This window comes from Pseudidiomarina terrestris, assembly GCF_030466375.1.
GTDB classification, from domain to species: Bacteria; Pseudomonadota; Gammaproteobacteria; order Enterobacterales; family Alteromonadaceae; genus Pseudidiomarina; species Pseudidiomarina terrestris.
On the sequence record NZ_JAGGJE010000004.1, the window covers coordinates 55,222 to 73,286 of the forward strand.

General features: G+C 50.4%; 13 protein-coding genes. 4 read left to right on the plus strand and 9 right to left on the minus strand.

Features of this window, described 5'->3' with window-relative positions; genetic code table 11:
• Positions 1 to 24: 24 nt before the first annotated feature.
• From J6J28_RS09815 to serA, 3 genes are read left to right on the plus strand one after another with little or no spacing between them, the layout of a single operon-like run.
• Positions 25 to 612, plus strand: coding sequence for a 5-formyltetrahydrofolate cyclo-ligase (locus tag J6J28_RS09815; protein ID WP_301721427.1), 588 nt, complete (start codon positions 25 to 27; stop codon positions 610 to 612).
• A 45-nt stretch (positions 613 to 657) separates the two neighbouring features.
• Positions 658 to 1,332, plus strand: a complete 675-nt coding sequence (rpiA, locus tag J6J28_RS09820; RefSeq protein WP_301721429.1) for a ribose-5-phosphate isomerase RpiA — start codon at positions 658 to 660, stop codon at positions 1,330 to 1,332.
• Positions 1,333 to 1,337: 5 nt separating this feature from the next.
• A complete protein-coding gene (serA, locus tag J6J28_RS09825; protein ID WP_301721431.1) occupies positions 1,338 to 2,579 on the plus strand; it encodes a phosphoglycerate dehydrogenase in 1,242 nt (413 codons plus the stop codon).
• Between the two features lie 281 nt (positions 2,580 to 2,860).
• On the opposite strand, the gene J6J28_RS09830 is transcribed toward serA, so the two are convergent.
• The 9 genes from J6J28_RS09830 to J6J28_RS09870 form a co-directional block, all read right to left on the minus strand.
• Entirely contained in the window at positions 2,861 to 4,297 is a 1,437-nt protein-coding gene (locus J6J28_RS09830) for an RHS repeat-associated core domain-containing protein (protein ID WP_301721432.1), read from the minus strand.
• Positions 4,298 to 4,414: 117 nt separating this feature from the next.
• Positions 4,415 to 5,143 (minus strand): phosphate signaling complex protein PhoU, encoded by a 729-nt coding sequence (gene phoU / locus J6J28_RS09835; RefSeq protein WP_301721433.1) that lies wholly within the window; start codon positions 5,141 to 5,143, stop codon positions 4,415 to 4,417.
• 12 nt (positions 5,144 to 5,155) lie between these two features.
• Positions 5,156 to 5,974: a phosphate ABC transporter ATP-binding protein PstB gene (gene pstB, locus J6J28_RS09840; protein WP_301721434.1), complete on the minus strand. Its 819-nt coding sequence runs from the start codon at positions 5,972 to 5,974 to the stop codon at positions 5,156 to 5,158.
• A 29-nt stretch (positions 5,975 to 6,003) separates the two neighbouring features.
• Positions 6,004 to 7,659, minus strand: coding sequence for a phosphate ABC transporter permease PstA (gene pstA / locus J6J28_RS09845; protein WP_301721435.1), 1,656 nt, complete (start codon positions 7,657 to 7,659; stop codon positions 6,004 to 6,006).
• A gap of 14 nt (positions 7,660 to 7,673) precedes the next feature.
• A complete protein-coding gene (locus tag J6J28_RS09850; protein WP_301721436.1) occupies positions 7,674 to 9,917 on the minus strand; it encodes an ABC transporter permease subunit in 2,244 nt (747 codons plus the stop codon).
• 147 nt (positions 9,918 to 10,064) lie between these two features.
• Entirely contained in the window at positions 10,065 to 11,036 is a 972-nt protein-coding gene (locus tag J6J28_RS09855) for a PstS family phosphate ABC transporter substrate-binding protein (RefSeq protein WP_301721438.1), read from the minus strand.
• Positions 11,037 to 11,160: 124 nt separating this feature from the next.
• On the minus strand, positions 11,161 to 12,471 hold the full coding sequence (phoR, locus tag J6J28_RS09860; RefSeq protein WP_301721439.1) for a phosphate regulon sensor histidine kinase PhoR: 1,311 nt from the start codon (positions 12,469 to 12,471) through the stop codon (positions 11,161 to 11,163).
• A 19-nt stretch (positions 12,472 to 12,490) separates the two neighbouring features.
• Complete coding sequence (gene phoB, locus J6J28_RS09865) at positions 12,491 to 13,177, minus strand: phosphate regulon transcriptional regulator PhoB (RefSeq protein WP_301721441.1); 687 nt, start codon at positions 13,175 to 13,177, stop codon at positions 12,491 to 12,493.
• Between the two features lie 85 nt (positions 13,178 to 13,262).
• Entirely contained in the window at positions 13,263 to 14,399 is a 1,137-nt protein-coding gene (locus tag J6J28_RS09870; RefSeq protein ID WP_301721442.1) for an endonuclease/exonuclease/phosphatase family protein, read from the minus strand.
• A 330-nt stretch (positions 14,400 to 14,729) separates the two neighbouring features.
• Here J6J28_RS09870 and J6J28_RS09875 point away from each other — a divergent pair, with 330 nt between their 5' ends.
• A complete protein-coding gene (locus J6J28_RS09875) occupies positions 14,730 to 17,981 on the plus strand; it encodes a TonB-dependent receptor (RefSeq protein ID WP_301721443.1) in 3,252 nt (1,083 codons plus the stop codon).
• The last annotated feature ends 84 nt before the right edge of the window (positions 17,982 to 18,065 follow it).

Consider the following 18,065-nt stretch of genomic DNA (forward strand, 5'->3'; position numbering starts at 1 on the left):
AGATTTCTCAAGAATACCAGCGACATGAACCGACAGCAATTGCGAAAAGAACTGCTCGCGCAGCGCCAGGCTCTCTCCCCACAGCAACGTGAAGACGCTGCGATGCAAGTGTTGGGCCATCTGCAACAGTTACCTGAGCTTGAACAGGCCTGCAACATCGGCAGTTATCATAGTGTGCGGGCGGAGCTTCCGACTGCGCAGCTGAATAAAGCGCTGCAGGCGCAGCAACACCAATTAGCATTGCCGGTTTTGCATCCGGTTCGACCTAATCATTTGTTGTTCCTGCGGGTCAGCGACACCACCGTTTGGCAGCCTAATATTTACGGTATTCCGGAGCCAGTGCTCGCCTGCACTGATATCCTGCCCCTCGCCCAACTGCAGGTGTTATTGGTGCCATTAGTTGGCTTCGACCTGCAAGGGAATCGCTTGGGAATGGGGGGCGGCTTTTATGATCGTACGCTCGCGGCCTGGCATGCAGGTCAATTGCCCCACCTGCAGCCCATTGGTTTAGCCTTTGATTGCCAACAGGTCGACCAGCTGCCTCACGCCACCTGGGATGTGCCGCTGCCGCGGGTGATCACACCAGCGAAACTATGGGACTTTCGCGACTAAAACTGTATACTCAAAAGCCATAGCCCACTGATTCAGGATGCAGGCATGGCAACCTCTCAAGAACAACTCAAACAGCAAGCAGCACAAGCAGCATTCGACTACGTTAAAGAGCACTTCAAACCCGGCTCAGTGATCGGTGTTGGTACCGGTTCAACGGTAAACTTTTTCATCGATTTACTCGCCGAAATGAAACATGACATCGAAGCCGCCGTTTCAAGCTCTGAAGCGTCAACTGAACGACTTAAAGCGCACGGTATCCGCGTGGTTGATCTCAATTCAGTAAGCGAGTTGCCGTTGTATATCGATGGTGCTGATGAAATCGACAGCCACCTGCGCATGGTCAAAGGCGGTGGTGCAGCACTGACGCGCGAAAAGATCATTGCCGCAGTAGCTCAAACCTTTGTCTGTATTGTTGATAAGTCGAAGCAGGTCGGCCGGCTGGGAAATTTCCCGGTACCAGTGGAAGTTATCCCCATGGCACGCTCTTATGTCGGACGGCAAATCGTCAGGCTTGGCGGTGATCCAGTCTGGCGCGAAGGGGTTGTTACCGACAACGGTAATTGGATCCTCGACGTGCATAACTTCGATATTCTCGACCCGATTCATCTTGAGCAACAGCTCAATAATATTGTCGGCGTTGTCACCAATGGCCTGTTCGCCCAACGTGGCGCAGATCTTGCCCTCGTTGCCAGTGCTGATGGCATTCAAACCGTGAAGTGAAGCGCATGACCCAAGTTTCCCTGGCCAAAGACCGTATCAAATTTTTACTGCTTGAAGGGGTGCATGAAAGCGCCGTCGAGATCCTCAAGCAGCGTGGTTACCACAACATTGAGTACATCAAAACAGCGCTAACAGAAGATGAATTATGCAGCAAAATAAGTGACGCCCACTTTGTTGGCATCCGCTCGCGCACCGAACTCAGTGACCGGGTGTTTGCCGCAGCCGAAAAACTCATTGGCGTCGGTTGTTTTTGTATTGGTACCAATCAGGTTGATCTGCAAGCTGCCCGTCGCCACGGCGTGGTGGTGTTCAACGCCCCCTTTTCCAACACCCGTAGCGTTGCCGAGTTAGTACTGGCCGAGATCATCATGTTGTTACGCCGCGTACCTGAGAAGAACGCTGCCGCCCATCGTGGTGGTTGGGACAAATCCGCCACCGGCAGTTATGAGGCGCGCGGCAAAGTACTCGGTATTGTCGGTTACGGCCACATTGGTAGTCAGTTAAGTATTTTGGCCGAACAATTGGGCATGCAGGTGCGTTTTTATGACATCGAGAGCAAGCTGCCTCTGGGTAATGCTCATGCGGTGGGTTCCCTTGATGAACTGCTGCAGCAAGCTGATGTGGTCACCTTGCATGTACCCGAAACTGCACAAACTCAGTGGATGATTGATGCGCCACAACTGGCAAAAATGAAAAAAGGCGCGCTGCTGATCAACGCTTCGCGCGGCACTGTCGTGGTCATTGATGCGCTGGCGGAAGCGTTGCGATCTGGTCACCTGGCCGGTGCCGCCATCGATGTGTTCCCCGTTGAACCTGGTAGCAACAACGAGGTTTTTGAGTCCCCGTTACGCCAGCTCGATAACTGTATTCTTACTCCGCATGTCGGCGGCTCGACCCAGGAAGCACAAGAGAACATTGGTGTTGAAGTGGCCGGTAAGCTGGCGCACTACTCAGATAATGGCTCGACGCTATCCGCCGTTAACTTTCCTGAAGTTTCGTTACCGGCGCATCATGGCGCGCGGCGGTTATTGCACATTCACGAAAATCGCCCGGGCATGTTGACCCGCATCAACCAATTGCTGGCCGAGCAAAGCATCAACGTCTCAGGGCAGTACCTGCAGACCGATGCCGACCTTGGCTATGTGGTCATCGACATCGATACGCCAGCCGAGAGTGATATCGCCGACACCCTACTCGACGCTATGCGAGCCATCGAGGGCACCATCCGCGCACGCGTGCTTTACTGAAACCTCATTGAAAATGTGGTGTTATTTCAGGGGAAAGGTCACCCTCATTACCGCATCACGTTTATCCGTGATTCTTTCTATAATCAAAAATGCCAGAGACAGCTAAAAATAAAGTATATACCCCTCCTAAAAAACCAAGTATAAGGATAGGCCAATATAAAGGCTCATTTTCGAGGATTCTAATACCTCTGTAAGAGATATGGCCTGTATCCCAACTATGGTAAGTAAGTGCTAAGAGTACAATGGCAACGATTAAATATAGCCAATTAAGTTTCTTAGATTTATTCAAGTCTATCTTCCTCTATTATTAACTTTGTTGCCTCTTCTGCCACACGAGATGCCGTTTCTTCCGTTATTACTGCGACGGTATCACTCGCACCTTTTCTGGAAATATACTTTCCTGCACCTTTACCAACCGCGGTCGCCGCTACAGCGCTTGGATCATCGTAAACTGTCGCTAACAAAGTCGCAGATAGAAAAGCTACAGCTTGCGTTGGCGGCGTAGGAATAGAACCGTTGACCTGAACTTGTGTTTCAAGCATTTTTTTGCCACCAAGATCATTAACCAGCCTCTTTGGAACCTGTTCTATATTTTTAGTCGTGATCTCTTTATTAACTAACTCATCTGGTATTAAATTTTTTAATGGGTTAAATAAGGATTCCAAGTCAACACTAGATCGGCCATCGGGATCAACAAACTTAAAAGGGTTATTATTAGCATATGCGTATCGGTTGAAGCCATGAATACCGTTTGCCGTCCCCAAATGAGCAATAGCGCCAACCGGATCATTCGAATAAAACCGCCCAATCACTGGATCATAGTATCGTGCCTGCATATACACGAGGCCGAGGTCGTCGTCTTCAACGTGGCCGGTGTAGCCAGGCGCATCGCTTTGCGTGCTATCACTGTAGCGCGCGACCATTTCACGACCTAGGTAATAGTAGTCAGTGTAATCGCCATTGGCATAGGTGCCAAGCAGTTGGCCGTCCTGGCTGTAATAGCTATAGGTGGTGCTGCCTGAAATGGTCTTCGCCACCCGGCGGCCGTGGCCGTCGTAGCGGTAGCTGATGCCACCTGAGCCGCTGATTTGCCCAGCGCGGTTAAAGCTAAAGCTGCGCTGCCCATTGCTAATCACATTGCCGCGGTTATCGTAACTAAAGTTTCGCGCGGTGCTACCACTGATATGCGTCAGACGCTTCGCACTATCGTAGTGATAGGTGTCGCTGGCACTGCCAAGCTGCCGCGTCAACACATTGCCATTGCTGTCGTAGCTAAAACTGCCCTGGCCCCAATGCCCCGTGGCAGCGACTAAGCGGTCAAGGCCATCATAACTGAGTCCTGTAACGCTATGGGTGCCATTGACGCCATCGATGATGCTTTGGATATTATGATTGGCATCATAGGTGTAGCTCAAGTTTACAACGTGGTCGTAACCAAACACCTCACGTTTTTTTAGCCGCTGCTGGCTGTCGAGGGTTTGCCACAGCGTCAGCCAGTTCGCTGTATCGTAGCCACGCAAAATACCATTGGCATAATAGCTCGCATTAGTGGCGTAGCTGCCCGCTTGTGTTGGCTCGCCATAGGCGTTCGGCGCATAGCTCACTACACGGCCCGAGGGATAAATGGTCGACACCCGATGTCCAGCGGTGTTGTAGCCGTAGTCGGTCAGAAACTGCAGACCATCAATACTCAGTTGTTCACTCTCAAGCAAGCCCAATGTGTTATACCAATAGGACCAAATCGCATTGCCAGCAGTTAATTGTGTGAGCTGCCCTTGTGCATCAAAGGTAAAAAAGCCGACTCAGAGGTCGGCTCGTAACGTCATTAATCAGGGTTATTCAGTGTCGGGCGCTGCACGACCGACGGTACGCGCCATTGACTCTGGCGAGACGTGACGTACGTCTTTTCCTTTCACGAAAAAGATAATGTACTCGGCGATGTTTTGGCAACGGTCGCCAATACGCTCAAGTGAGCGTGCGGACCAAAGTACGTTCATCACCTTCGGAATTCCGCGCGGGTCTTCCATCATGTAGGTCATTAGCTGTCGCGTGAGGCCTTCGTACTGACGATCGGCTTGCGCGTCCATCTGGTGCACTTCATAGGCACTATCGAGGTCCATGCGGGCAAACGCATCGAGCACCCCATGCAACATCGCTAGTACTTGCTGCCCCAGGTTTTCTAAACTGACCAGGAATTCTTGCTGGTCGTTGTTAAAACTCTCCAGCGCAACGCGCGCAATCCGCTCGACTTCATCACCAATCCGCTCGAGATCGGCAATCGTTTTCAGAATTGCGATGACTAAGCGCAGATCGCTTGCTGCCGGTTGGCGCTTCGCAATGATCTGTACGCAAGCTTCATCAATTTGTACTTCCAGCGCATTCACTTTGTAATCACGCTGTAAAACTTGTTCTGCTAGCTCGTGATCGGACTTTTCGATGGCAACCAGCGCATCCCGTAATTGTTGCTCGACCAAGCCCCCCATGTTCATGACTTGGGTACGAACGGTATCAAGCTCATCATTAAACTTACCGGAGATATGCCGGCTCATATTCAACTTGTCCATGCCTGACTCCTGTTAGCCGTAACGGCCGGTAATGTAATCTTCAGTTTGCTTCTGACTCGGGGTCGTAAATAACGTATTGGTATCGGCATACTCAATAAGTTTACCCATATACATAAATGCGGTTTGGTCAGAAACCCGCGCTGCCTGTTGCATGTTATGCGTAACAATCACCACGGTGTACTTTTCTTTTAAATCAGTAATCAGCTCTTCAATGGTAAGCGTCGAAATCGGGTCAAGTGCCGAGGTCGGCTCATCCAGAAGCAGGACTTCCGGCTCAATCGCAATGGCGCGGGCAATAACCAGTCGCTGTTGCTGACCACCAGAGAGACTAAATGCACTGGCGTTCAATCGATCTTTCACCTCTTCCCAAAGGGCAGCGCCTTTCAGTGAACGCTCCACCACTTCATCAAGTGTACGACGGTCATTGACCCCTTGCAGGCGCATGCCGTAAACCACGTTCTCGTAAATCGACTTAGGAAACGGGTTCGGACGCTGAAACACCATACCGACGTTACGACGCAAGGCTGCTGCATCCACATCTTTGTCGTAGATATTCTTTTCGTGTAAACGGATTTCACCGCTGATTCGACAAATTTCTACCAAGTCGTTCATACGATTTATGCAACGCAACAAGGTGGATTTACCACAGCCTGATGGTCCGATAAACGCAGTGACACGATTTTTTGGAATCGCCATGGAAATATCGTAAAGCGCCTGAGCATCGCCGTAGTGCAGATTCAGATTGCGAATTTCCAGTGCGGTTTCTTCCGCGGATAAATTTTCTAAATCCAGACGTTCTGCCTGATTTTCTGTCGGAGTTACCGAAATCATAGTAAGACCTTTCGCTTCTGCTTCGTTAATTAATGCTCAAGTGAGCGATATTTTTCACGTAAATGGTTACGTACGCCAATCGCAGTCAGATTCAGACCGATGATGATGGTAACCAGTAAAAATGAGGTTGCATAGACCAAGGGGCGCGCCGCCTCGACATTTGGACTCTGGAAGCCAACATCATAGATGTGGAAACCAAGGTGCATAAATTTACGATCCAAATGGAAGTACGGGAAGTTGCCATCCACCGGTAACATCGGCGCTGACTTGACCACACCGACCAGCATCAACGGCGCAACTTCGCCCGCTGCCCGCGCAACTGCCAGAATCAAGCCTGTCATAATTGCTGGGGAGGCCATTGGAATGATGATCCGCCACAGAGTCTCAGCCTTGGTCGCGCCTAGCGCTAAACTACCTTCACGGAGCGTACTCGGGATCCGCGATAAGCCTTCCTCGGTGGACACAATCACCACCGGTAGGGTCAGGATCGCCAGAGTAATCGCCGCCCACATGACACCCGGGGTACCAAAGGTTGGGTTGGGCAATGCTTCCGGATAGAAGATTTGGTCTAACGAGCCACCTACCATATAAACAAAGAAACCCAGACCAAATACGCCGTAAACAATCGACGGCACCCCCGCGAGGTTAATCACCGCGATGCGGATCAAACGCGTTATAGCATTCTTGCCAGCATACTCGTGCAGATAAATCGCCGCCACCACACCAAAGGGTGTCACAATCACCGACATCAGCAAGACCATGAACACGGTACCGAAAATCGCCGGGAACACCCCGCCTTCAGTATTTGCTTCGCGTGGATCCTGGCTCACAAACTTACCGATCTGCACAAAGAAATGGCCCAGCTTGGCGAAAAAGCCCATGTCGTTCGGGAAGTGTACGGCCAACATGCGATACATGGGTAAGGTCACCACTTCGCCGCGCATGTCGCGCACCTGGACCTGATCACGACTGGCTTTGTCACGCAGGGCAAACAGTTGCTCTTCGAGAACCTTATAATCCTGGCGTAACTGCTCTTCTTCAGCGGCGATTCGCGCTTCTTCGGCAGGCGTCAGATTACCGGCCAGCTCCAGCGCACGACGCTCGAGCCGCAACTGATTCAACTGGTAATTGATCGCGCTGATCTCACTGTCCTGCAGATCAGTTGCCTGTCCATTCAGTTCTACCGCACGTTCAATACGCTGCCTTAACACCTCACGAATCGACCCCTGCTCGGCTACAGAAACGCCATCTTCGAGCACATCTACCACGTAACCGTAAAAGTTACCGTCCTTGGTGCGCTCAAAGACTGCCAGGTCCGCAGGCGTTTCGTCACGCACAATCTGTGGCTCTAGTACCCAGGAGAAATCCAAAGGTACATATTCACGGTTACCTACTTTGATGAGCCAGCGCTCCAGCGTCGGCTCATTAAAGTTATCGAGCGCCACACCAGATTCTTGCAAACGCTCAATTGGAATCGATTCGGTCTCGTAAATTTCACCGATAATGGTTGAAGTCGAGCCGTCATTGGCGCGCACTTCCATTTCGTGAATTTGCGCAGGCCAGAAGAACGACAAGCCACGCCAGCCAATCAAGATCAACAGCCCGAGAACAGCGATCAAACTGATACTAACAGAGCCTGCTGTCAGCCAAATCCACGGTTTTCCTGATTTAAACCATTGCTTCATGGAAATCCTCTCGCTTACATCGAGCTGTATTTATCGCGTAACCGCTGGCGCACAAGCTCTGCCACAGTATTAAACGCGAAAGTGAAAACAAAGAGCACAAATGCCGCTAAGAACAGGATACGATAGTGCGAACTACCTACCTCTGACTCCGGCATCTCGACCGCGATATTGGCCGACAAGGTGCGCATTCCCTCAAAAATATTCCAGTCCATAATCGGTGTGTTACCCGTCGCCATTAATACGATCATGGTTTCACCGACGGCGCGACCCAGTCCCATCATGACGGCTGAGAAAATACCCGGGCTTGCGGTTAACAGCACAACCTTGGTCAGGGTTTGCCAGGTTGTCGCACCCAGCGCCAGCGAGCCATTGGTCAGGTGTCTTGGCACACTGAACACGGCATCCTCAGCAATCGAAAAGATGGTTGGGATCACCGCGAAGCCCATGGCAATACCGACCACCAGTGAGTTGCGCTGGTCAAAGGTAATTCCCAGTTCGTTAGTCAGATAACGGCGCACATTGCCGTCGAACAGCCAGTTTTCAATCAGTGGCGACATCTGAAATGAGAACCAGCCGACCAATGCCACTAATGGCAACAAGATAAGCGCAGCGCGCCCATCGGTAAAACTGTTGCGGATGCTCTGCGGTAGGTGACTGGTTAAAAATGCGAACATCACTATAGCCAGAGGCACCAGCAGTATTACCGCGATAATGCCGGGCAAGTAATGTTCAACAATAGGTGCTAACCACAGCCCCGCGAGGAAACCGAGAATGACCGTCGGTAACGCCTCCATAATTTCGACCGTAGGCTTCACTACTTTGCGAACACCGGCCGACATAAAATAAGCTGTGTAAACCGCTGCAGCTAAACCAATAGGTACTGCAAAAAGCATGGCGTAAGCGGCTGCTTTGATGGTACCGAACGAAATCGGAACCAGGCTGAACTTAGGTTCAAAATCATCGGAACCAGAGGTCGACTGCCAGACGTAGTCGGGCTCCGGGTAGCCCTCATACCAGACTTCCTGCCATAACCCACTCCAGGTCACTTCTGGATGTTCGTTGATGAGGTCAAATACGTGCAAACGCTGATCATTCAGCAGCAGTAACGTATTCGCGCGTGGGTCAATTACCACACGTTCAGCGGCAACATCATTGGCTTGACCACGGTAAAGTTCAGCTTCCGATGTGGTATGGAATACACCCAGTTCGCCAGCAGCCGAGATGGTATAGAAGGTACGGCGGTAATACTCAACCACGATATCGGTGATTGCCGTTTCTGCAGCCTGGAAGTCACGAATAAACTGGTAACGGCGGCCGTCATCACCAGCGACTTCGAACCACTGACTGACTTTGCCGTTAGCGTGGCCAAACAGCACTGAACTGGCTCCAGCTAATAACTGCATGCTGGTGACCTCGCCGAAGCGACGCGCGTCGAGCGTGATCAATTGCCGCTCTTTCACTGTGCCTGTGCGAGATACATCGTAGACCCAGAACCGGTTATTCTGGCGAATCAGTACTTGCCGTAAATCAGGAGTAACGACGATCTCACTGATGGCACCGGTAATGGGCAGTTCCGTGAACTTTGATTCTAATTCGACAGCTCCGGAAAGAAAGTTCCGGGAAGCCTGAATGGAATTAACGATGACGCGGTTATCTGCAGTTTGCGCGGCAAACAACATGGACTCACCGTCGTACTCGTGGGCCAGCTTGGTCAGATTTTCACCTTCAGGATCAACCTGAATCAATTCACCGGCATTCACTTCGCCCACTTTGGGTGTAATAAACAACTCACCATCGCGGAAACGGCTATTAAATTTGGGCTCAACCAGCAGTACCGCACCACCTTCCACCGCATAGGCATAGCGGTTATTCTGTGGCTGGGTCTGGGTGAAGGCCGTCGGCTTTGACGCGGTCAGTTGTTGCCTTAATAGCGCTTTGCCTGGCTCCCAATCCGTGCCCTCTTTGGCTTTTAACGCAAAAAACACCAGTTCGCCATCGGCGCTAAACTGATAGCCAATTTCAGACTGTTCCTCGACTCCCATGGCGACGACTTCACCACTCACTGGGCTTGTAAAGCTGCGCTCGTGGTTGACTTCTACACCGCGGAATATGGGCTCGATGACATAAAGCAAATAGAAGAATATCAGCAATAGTGCGACCAGAACCATGACACCGCCCAGGCTTACGCCCCAGCGTGCCGCCCGGTCCTTGAACAGTCGATAATTGCTGGCTCCCAATGCGGGTTGTTTTGCCGCCATTATTACCTCGAGTGGTTTAACAAGTTTGAGTTTAATTGGCCGGAAGTATAGCCGAGAATTATGACAGTACTGTTACAGAACCGTCATAAAAGTGACATTTTAGAAAAAATAAAAGCCGGCAGATGCCGGCTTTTACTGACTTTGACCTTAGTTTAAGCCAAGCTTTTCCAGCTCTTGCTCAACTACAACTTTTGGCAAAGGAATGTAACCGTCTTTATCAACAATCTCTTGTCCAGTTTTTGACAGCACCATTTTCAAAAACTCGGCCGTTGCCGGGTCTAATGGCTTATTCGGGTGTTTGTTCACATACACCACCAGGAAGCGCGCGAGTGGGTACTTACCAGCTAAGGCACTCTCAGTCGTCGCGTCCACATATTCCTCACCTTCAGCAACTGCCAAAGGCACCGTTTTCACGCCAGAGGTCATGTAGCCAATACCAGAGTAGCCGATAGCATTCAGAGAGGTTGATACCGACTGCACCACTGAAGCAGAACCAGGCTGCTCATTTACGTTAGCACGGAAATCACCGCCACATAATGCGATATCTTTAAAGTAGCCATAGGTACCAGACACTGAGTTACGACCGTAAAGCTGCAGATCGCGGCCAGCCCAACTGCCTTCAAGACCCAGGTCACCCCAGCGCTGTACCTGACTGGTAGCGCCACACAGACGGGTTGAACTGAATACCGCATCAACTTCAGCAATGGTCATGCCTTGGATCGGGTTATCTTTGTGCACAAACACAGCCAGCGCATCGATGGCAACACGCACAGGCGTCGGTTTGTAACCATGACGCTTTTCAAAAGCTTCGATTTCTTTGGACTTCATATTGCGGCTCATAGGGCCGAAGTTCGAAGTACCTTCCGTCAGTGCTGGTGGCGCAGTAGATGAGCCCGCAGCTTGAATCTGGATGTTCACGTTCGGGTAAAGGCGCTTAAACTCCTCCGCCCAGAAGGTCATCATGTTGGCCAGAGTATCTGATCCAACAGATGATAAGTTGCCTGACAGGCCACTTACTTTCTCGTATTCAGGAAGGTTGTCGGTTGGTTTTTGTGCGTGTGCTGAAGTAGCAACAACACCCGCTAAACCTAAAGCAAGAAGAATTGATTTAACTTTCATAATGACTCCAATCGTCAGAGCTGCGATACAGCTATTGTTCAAGTGACACTGGAGAGTGTAGATGGTCAATGTGACATTTTAATGACAAACACGCAATTGGTGTCATATTTCTGCCAATTTTCTGTCATGCGGTTGGCTTGCCGACCACCAGCTCTTCCGGAACCCGCACGATAAAGGTCGAGCCTCTGCCTACGACAGAGTTAATCGACAGCTTACAATGATGATGATCAATGGCCTGTTTCACAATTGCCAGCCCCAAACCTGAACCGCCTTTACTGCTATTGCGATCTTTATCGATGCGATAAAAGCGCTCAGTAATGCGTGGGATATGTTCCGCAGGTATTCCCGGGCCATTATCGCTCACGCTAAACTCCATTTGCTTACCCACTGGTTGCCAACGCACCACAATACGTCCTTCGGGCTGGGTGTAATGAATCGCATTGGTGATGAGGTTAGAAAATACGCTGCGCAGTTCATCTTCATGGCCAAACATGGATTGATCGGATAGCTCGAAAACCAGCTCATGCTGCTTTGCTGTATTTAATTGCTCAGCATCTTGTTGCAGCCGTTTGAGCAGGTCAGGAACAGGTACCACCTTATCGAAAATATCGCCTCGCGCGGAGTCCATTCGCGACAACGACAGTAATTGATCGACGAGATTGCGCATCCGCGTGCTTTGCCCGACCATGTCAGTTACGGCTTTCTGCAACAGCGCTGGCGGCATTGCCGCGGGATCTTCGCTCACCATCTCCAGATACCCCTGAATCACCGTCAGCGGTGTCTTCAGCTCATGGGAAACATTGGCAACAAATTCTTTGCGCATTTGCTCCAGTTGCCGCAGTTGGGTGACGTCCCGTGCCATCAACAGATACTGATCCTCGCTGTAAGGCATGATGCGGATCTCCAGCTCGACCTCATCCCGCACCGGAGACGGCAGGTAGATTTCGTCACTAAAGTCGCCTTTTTGCAAATAACTGATGAACTCGGGATGACGGATCAAATTCGACAGGCGGATGCCAGTATCGGCTGGCCACTTTAAGCCAAAATGAAATTGTCCAAGCTTATTGCACCAGATCAGGGCGCCATCGCGACGAAATACGATGGCTGCATCAGGGATGGCCTCGGAGGCTTCCCGAAACCGGCGTAAAATTCGTGCCAGTGCACGACGGCGTTGCTGACTGCGTCGCTGGGTGCGATAAATACCATCGTAGATATAGCTCCAACTGCCCGGTGCACTTGGTGGCAGCAAAGTTCGACGATTCCACAGCCAGTCGACGAGTTTATACTGAAAGTAATAATGCCAGGCGAGAATCGCCAGCAATCCCAGGCTTAAGGTCTGCCAGAAGAAGCCGATCAACCAACCAATCACGCCCAACGGCACTGCAAACCAGAGAAAACCGCGCACGATAAAGACCGTCGAGTAGTTCTTATCCATCTAGAGTTACCGAACCAAGCTAGCGACTGGAGAAGCGATAACCCACGCCCCGGACGGTCTGCACCAAACGGTCGTGGCCATGCATTTCAATAGCTTTGCGTAAGCGGCGAATATGGACATCAACGGTGCGATCTTCGACATAAACGTTGGTTCCCCAGACGTGATCTAAGAGTTGCTCACGACTATACACGCGTTCAGGGTGCGTCATAAAGAAATGCAGTAATTTAAATTCAGTGGGGCCCATATCTAATCGGTCGTTATAGGCACTGACCCGGTGGGACACGGGGTCTAGATTAAGACCTTCGATCTCCAGCGGCTCATCCAATACTGTCGGTGCCACACGACGAAAGACTGCGCGCATGCGGGCCATCAGCTCCTTAGGGGAAAAGGGCTTAGTAATATAATCATCGGCACCTACTTCCAGGCCGCGAATTTTATCTTCTTCTTCGCCTCGCGCGGTCAGCATAATAATCGGGATACCGCGCGTGAAATCATCACTTTTTAGTTTTTTCGCTAACTGAATACCCGAACCGCCCGGTATCATCCAGTCCAGTAGAATCATATCAGGAAAGGGTTCAGTGATTTTCTCCAACGCAACCTGGTAGTCGCCCGCTTCCACAGCCTGATAACCATGCTGTTCCATGACAAAACTCAACATTTCCCGAATGGGAGCTTCATCTTCAACGATCAGTATTTTTCTTGACATCTTTTTCACCTAGTCGTGTTCAAGCTGCGTCGATTATTACTGTAATGTATGACACTTTTATGAATCTACGACAATTTTGTGAAAATTACTGCAATTGGATGTCAATCCATACCAGTCGATGATCGGATGACGCTTCCCGGCCGTCCATCAATTGCGCCTTAGGTGATGAAGGCGTCGGCCAAAATACACCACCGTCGATGATCTTAATCCCATAGGCCGAAGGTAATGCGTAATCCGCACGCTTGCGCCAGCTTGCGGTATGTTGCTCAGCCAGAGGATTATCCGGTGTGTGTGCTGCACCTCCGGCACTGATCGGCACGAACTCACCCTGAATGAGCGGGTTCTCAAGCAGTTGCTCGATCGCGCCAGGTAAATTGTCATCACTTTCGATCGATGCGTTTAAGTCGCCTAAAATCACAAACCGCTGTTCATCCCCTAGTCCGCCCCGTCGGCCCTGGTCGTCGTAAATGAAATCAGTCGATGCGCGACCAATGTACTCCTTCCAGAAGCGTATTTCATCGAAATTGCGGCGGCCGTTGCGATTTTCCTCGCCATCAAATACTGGCGGCGTAGGATGGCTCACCAGCAAATGTAAGTCGAAGCCATTTACTTCAGCCACCACATCCCAATGGGATTTTGAGCTTAGCGGCATCTCCGCCCAAGCGGCGGGGCTAAACCAGGGCTCATAGGTGTTCGGTACCAGCGGTTGCAAAGCGCCGGGGAGGTCGCGCCAGAGAAAATACTGGAAAGTGCGACTCTCTTCTTTATTGATAGGAAAACGGGAGAGCACCAGCATTCCATACTGGCCCGGATAATTGCCATAGCCCCAGGCATCATCCCCGGTGCCACTGGCGGTGCCATCACGATTCAAATCAAAAGGACTTGGCCGTCCGGTGTTGACCGGTGCGTAATAGTGATAAGGATAGTCAATGGGAGCTTCGCCGTTTTGACTGACCGCCAGGTAATTCTCCTGAAACGTGGCTACGACATTTTCATCCGGCAGGTAATCAAACTCATTTAAAACCAAGATATCCGGACGGGTATGCTGAATAATTTCTGCGATCGCCTGAATTTGCGAATGGCCATCGGCCAGCGCTTTTGGCAAAGCCTTATTCCCCTTCGTCTGCAAATCCTCGACCGCAATGTAATTTGAGGCATCCATGCTGACATTGAAAGTAGCGACACGGAGTGTCGTAGGCGGTTTTGGTGTTTTTTGTGGCATATCACATCCAGTTAAGAAACCAATAAATAAAGCTATAACTCCGAGCGTGACTGGCTTCATCGAGTTTACCGTCCTTTTATGCAGCTAATAGACAACCAATATGCAACTAATCCGCATGTAAGGTGCAATTAAGCTGCAAGTTCGCTGAGACAAAATCTTACTGTATTCGTTCAAGAAAATCGGTGCAATTCTAATCGCTTTTGATTAAAATGCTGTCACATTTTTGACACGTTCAAGTGTTATAAAAGCTTCGACTTTATTTAAGGCTCAACATCAAGCGGTAATGCCTTTCAAATTTTTTTCAAACCACAACCCAGGAAATTTAGAAAGATGACAACATCTCTGCGATTTTCCCGCACCGCAAGTGCTATCGCAGTTGCTTTAGGCTTGGCCTCAGCAACAGCAGTAGCACAAGACACTTCGGCGTCTTTACGTGGTGAAATTTTAGGCCCACAAGGTAGTGGCGCTGCCAATACCAAAGTTGTTATTGAGCACGTACCTTCAGGTTCCCGAACCGAAGTTACCACCGATAACTCTGGTACTTTTATTGCCAGCGGTCTGCGTGTCGGCGGTCCCTACCGCATCACCTTAGACTCAGACGTTTATCAGGACGCCCAGTATTCAGAAGTGTTCCTGAAACTTGGTGAGACCTTCCGTTTAAATGCACAGCTTGAAGCCAATGATGTTGAGCGCATTACCGTAACCGGTCAGGCAATTAACTACGCACAGCTGAATAACGGTTCAAGCAGCTCATTCGGTGAAGAGCAAATTGAAGCGTTACCAACCTATAGCCGTGACCTGAAAGAAATTGTCCGCTTGAACCCACTAGCAACCCAACTGGGTGACGGTGATCAACTGGTTGTTGCTGGTAATAATCCACGCTACAACTCAATCACAGTTGATGGTATCGCGCAAAACGATGACTTTGGTCTGAACAGCAATGGTTACCCTACTCAGGGTTCACCTATTTCTATCGACGCGATTGAGCAGATCACTGTTGATGTTGTACCTTTCAACGCAAAAGACACCAACTTCACCGGTGCCAAAGTTAACGCGGTAACCAAATCTGGTACCAACGAGCTTAAAGGCTCAGTTTTCTATCAGTACACCAGTGACAGTCTTGCTGGCGACGCTGAAGCATCAAAATACGATGAAGATGCTCTGCCACCGAATGTCGATTACGAAGAAAAGACGCTTGGTATCAGCCTTGGCGGCCCTGTCATTAAAGATAAATTGTTCTTCTACGTAAACTACGAGACGCAAGACGAGACCAACGCTCCTTACCGTGGTCCTATCGGTTCTGACGCGGCCAACATTGCCAACATCACGACCGAAGAACTGGAACAAGTTCTGGCGATTGCGCGTGACGTGTATGGTCTGACTGACGACCAGCTTGGCGGTTGGGATATCCCGGCTGAAGAAGAAGATGAAAAACTGTTGGTGAAACTTGACTGGAACATCAGCAACGAGCACCGCGCAGCCTTCACTTACCAGCACACTGATGGCAACTCAATTCGTAACCAGTACGGCGGCGATGGTACGCTGACGCTTTCCTCAAGCTGGTACAACAACGAGCAAATCCTCGACGCTTATGCGCTTCAGGTGTATTCAAACTGGAATTCAAACTTCTCCAGCGACATCAAGTTGTCGTACAAGAATGTTGAAGCTAACCAGGATCCGTTGAACGGTCGTACCATGGGTATGGTGACGGTCGAAGTTGGTGGCCGCAACGCTATTGAGTTTGGCCCAGACTACTCGCGCCACGCCAACGAAGGTGAGAACTCTACCCTGGAATTCCAGGCGAATGGTGAATACCTGTTAGGCGATCACGCGATTGGCTTTGGTTATGCTTTCTCTGAAACCGATATCTATAACCTGTTCGTACAAAACGCTCTGGGCTCATGGGAATTCGACAGTATCGAAGACTTCGAAAACCGCGAAGCCGGCGCATTTTATTACGCAGGCAGCCTCACGGGCGACATCAACGATGCCGCGGCTAACTTCACGCAGGGTACCCAGGCGCTTTACATTCAGGATACCTGGCAGCCAACGTGGGACTTAGAGTTGATGTTTGGTTTGCGCTATGAGCGTATGCACGCTGAAGACAAGCCGGTGTACAACGAGAAGTTCGCTGCCCGTTACAACATCTCGAACACTGAAAACCTTGATGGTAAAGACCTGTTCTTACCACGCCTGGGCTTCAAGTATCAGTTAACTGATGATGTTCGTGTGCGCGGTGGCGTTGGTCGCTATGCAGGTGGTCGTCCAAATGTATGGGTATCGAACTCGTATACTAACAACGGTGAGACCTTCTCACAGTTTGACCGCTTCTTGTCTGATGTGCCTTGGTCTGTGTTCTTCGATAATGTCGACCCAACCCAGGTTCCACAAGCGGTGCAAGACGGCTTGATTGCTGACGGTTACGTCAATGCAATTGACCCGGAATTTGACCTGCCGTCAGACTGGCGTGGCAGCTTAGGCGTAGATTTCAACAACTTCAGCATTCCTGTGCTAGGTGATGACTGGTTTGCAAGTGTTGAATACATCTATACCCGTCGTAAAGATGACGTACAGTGGAAAGACCTGACTCGCGTACCTTTACTGGACGAAGACGGTAACCCACGTACCACGATTGACGGCGGCCGTATTCTGTACGTTGTTGACGATCCCCTCGACGATCACGAACCAATGAGTGTCGGCGACCACGGTAACGTACAGCGTTATGACTTGCTGTTAACTAATGGTGATGGCGGTAAGAGCCAAATCTTTACCACCACCTTAGGTAAAGCATGGGATAACGGCTTTAGCTTCCGTACCAGCTACACCAATCAGGATATCGAAGAAGCCGTTGCGGGTAGCTCAAGCACTGCCATCTCGAACTATCGCTTCCCGGTTGCTATCGATCGTCAGAACGTCCGCCCAGGTACTGCTTCCTATCAGGTTGAGCACCGTTTCATGGCTGACTTCACGTATAAAACTGAGCTCTTCAGTGGCTACACTTCAACCTTCGGTCTATTCTGGGAACGTTACTCAGGTCGTCCATGGGGTTATGTGTATGACAGCTATGGCGACGTAAGCTTTGGTAACCAGCCGTTTGGTACTTTAGGTCAATCGTCTGTGTACCTGCCGTACATCCCGACTGGACCTAACGATCCTGCGGTCGCGTACGAGAATAACTTTAGCTACGAGCAGTTCATGGACTATCTGCAACGTGCAGGCCTTGAAGGTTACGAAGGTGGTTACCTGCCACGTAACACTGAGCGCGGCCCGTGGACCACAAACCTGGATTTCAAATTCACTCAGGAATTACCAGGTTTTGTTGAAGGTCACAAAGGTGAGCTTTACATCAACGTTCGTAACCTGATTGCTATCTTTGATAAAGAAGCTGGCCAGAAGCACGTATTACCTTACGGCGATAACGTTCGCGAACTGGTAAGTGCGACCATCAACGATGACGGTCAATACGTTTATGGCGTGCCTTACAACAGCCGTGCCTTTGACGTAGTCACCCAGGCTCCGACGCGTTACCTCCCAGAGCGCTCGACCTGGCAGGCGAAGATCGGTATCCGTTACCGCTTCTAAGCTGGCTCCGCGCCACAACAAAGTACAGAAATGTACCAAAAGCCCTCGCTTTCGCGGGGGCTTTTTTTTAGAATGCCCGTCATT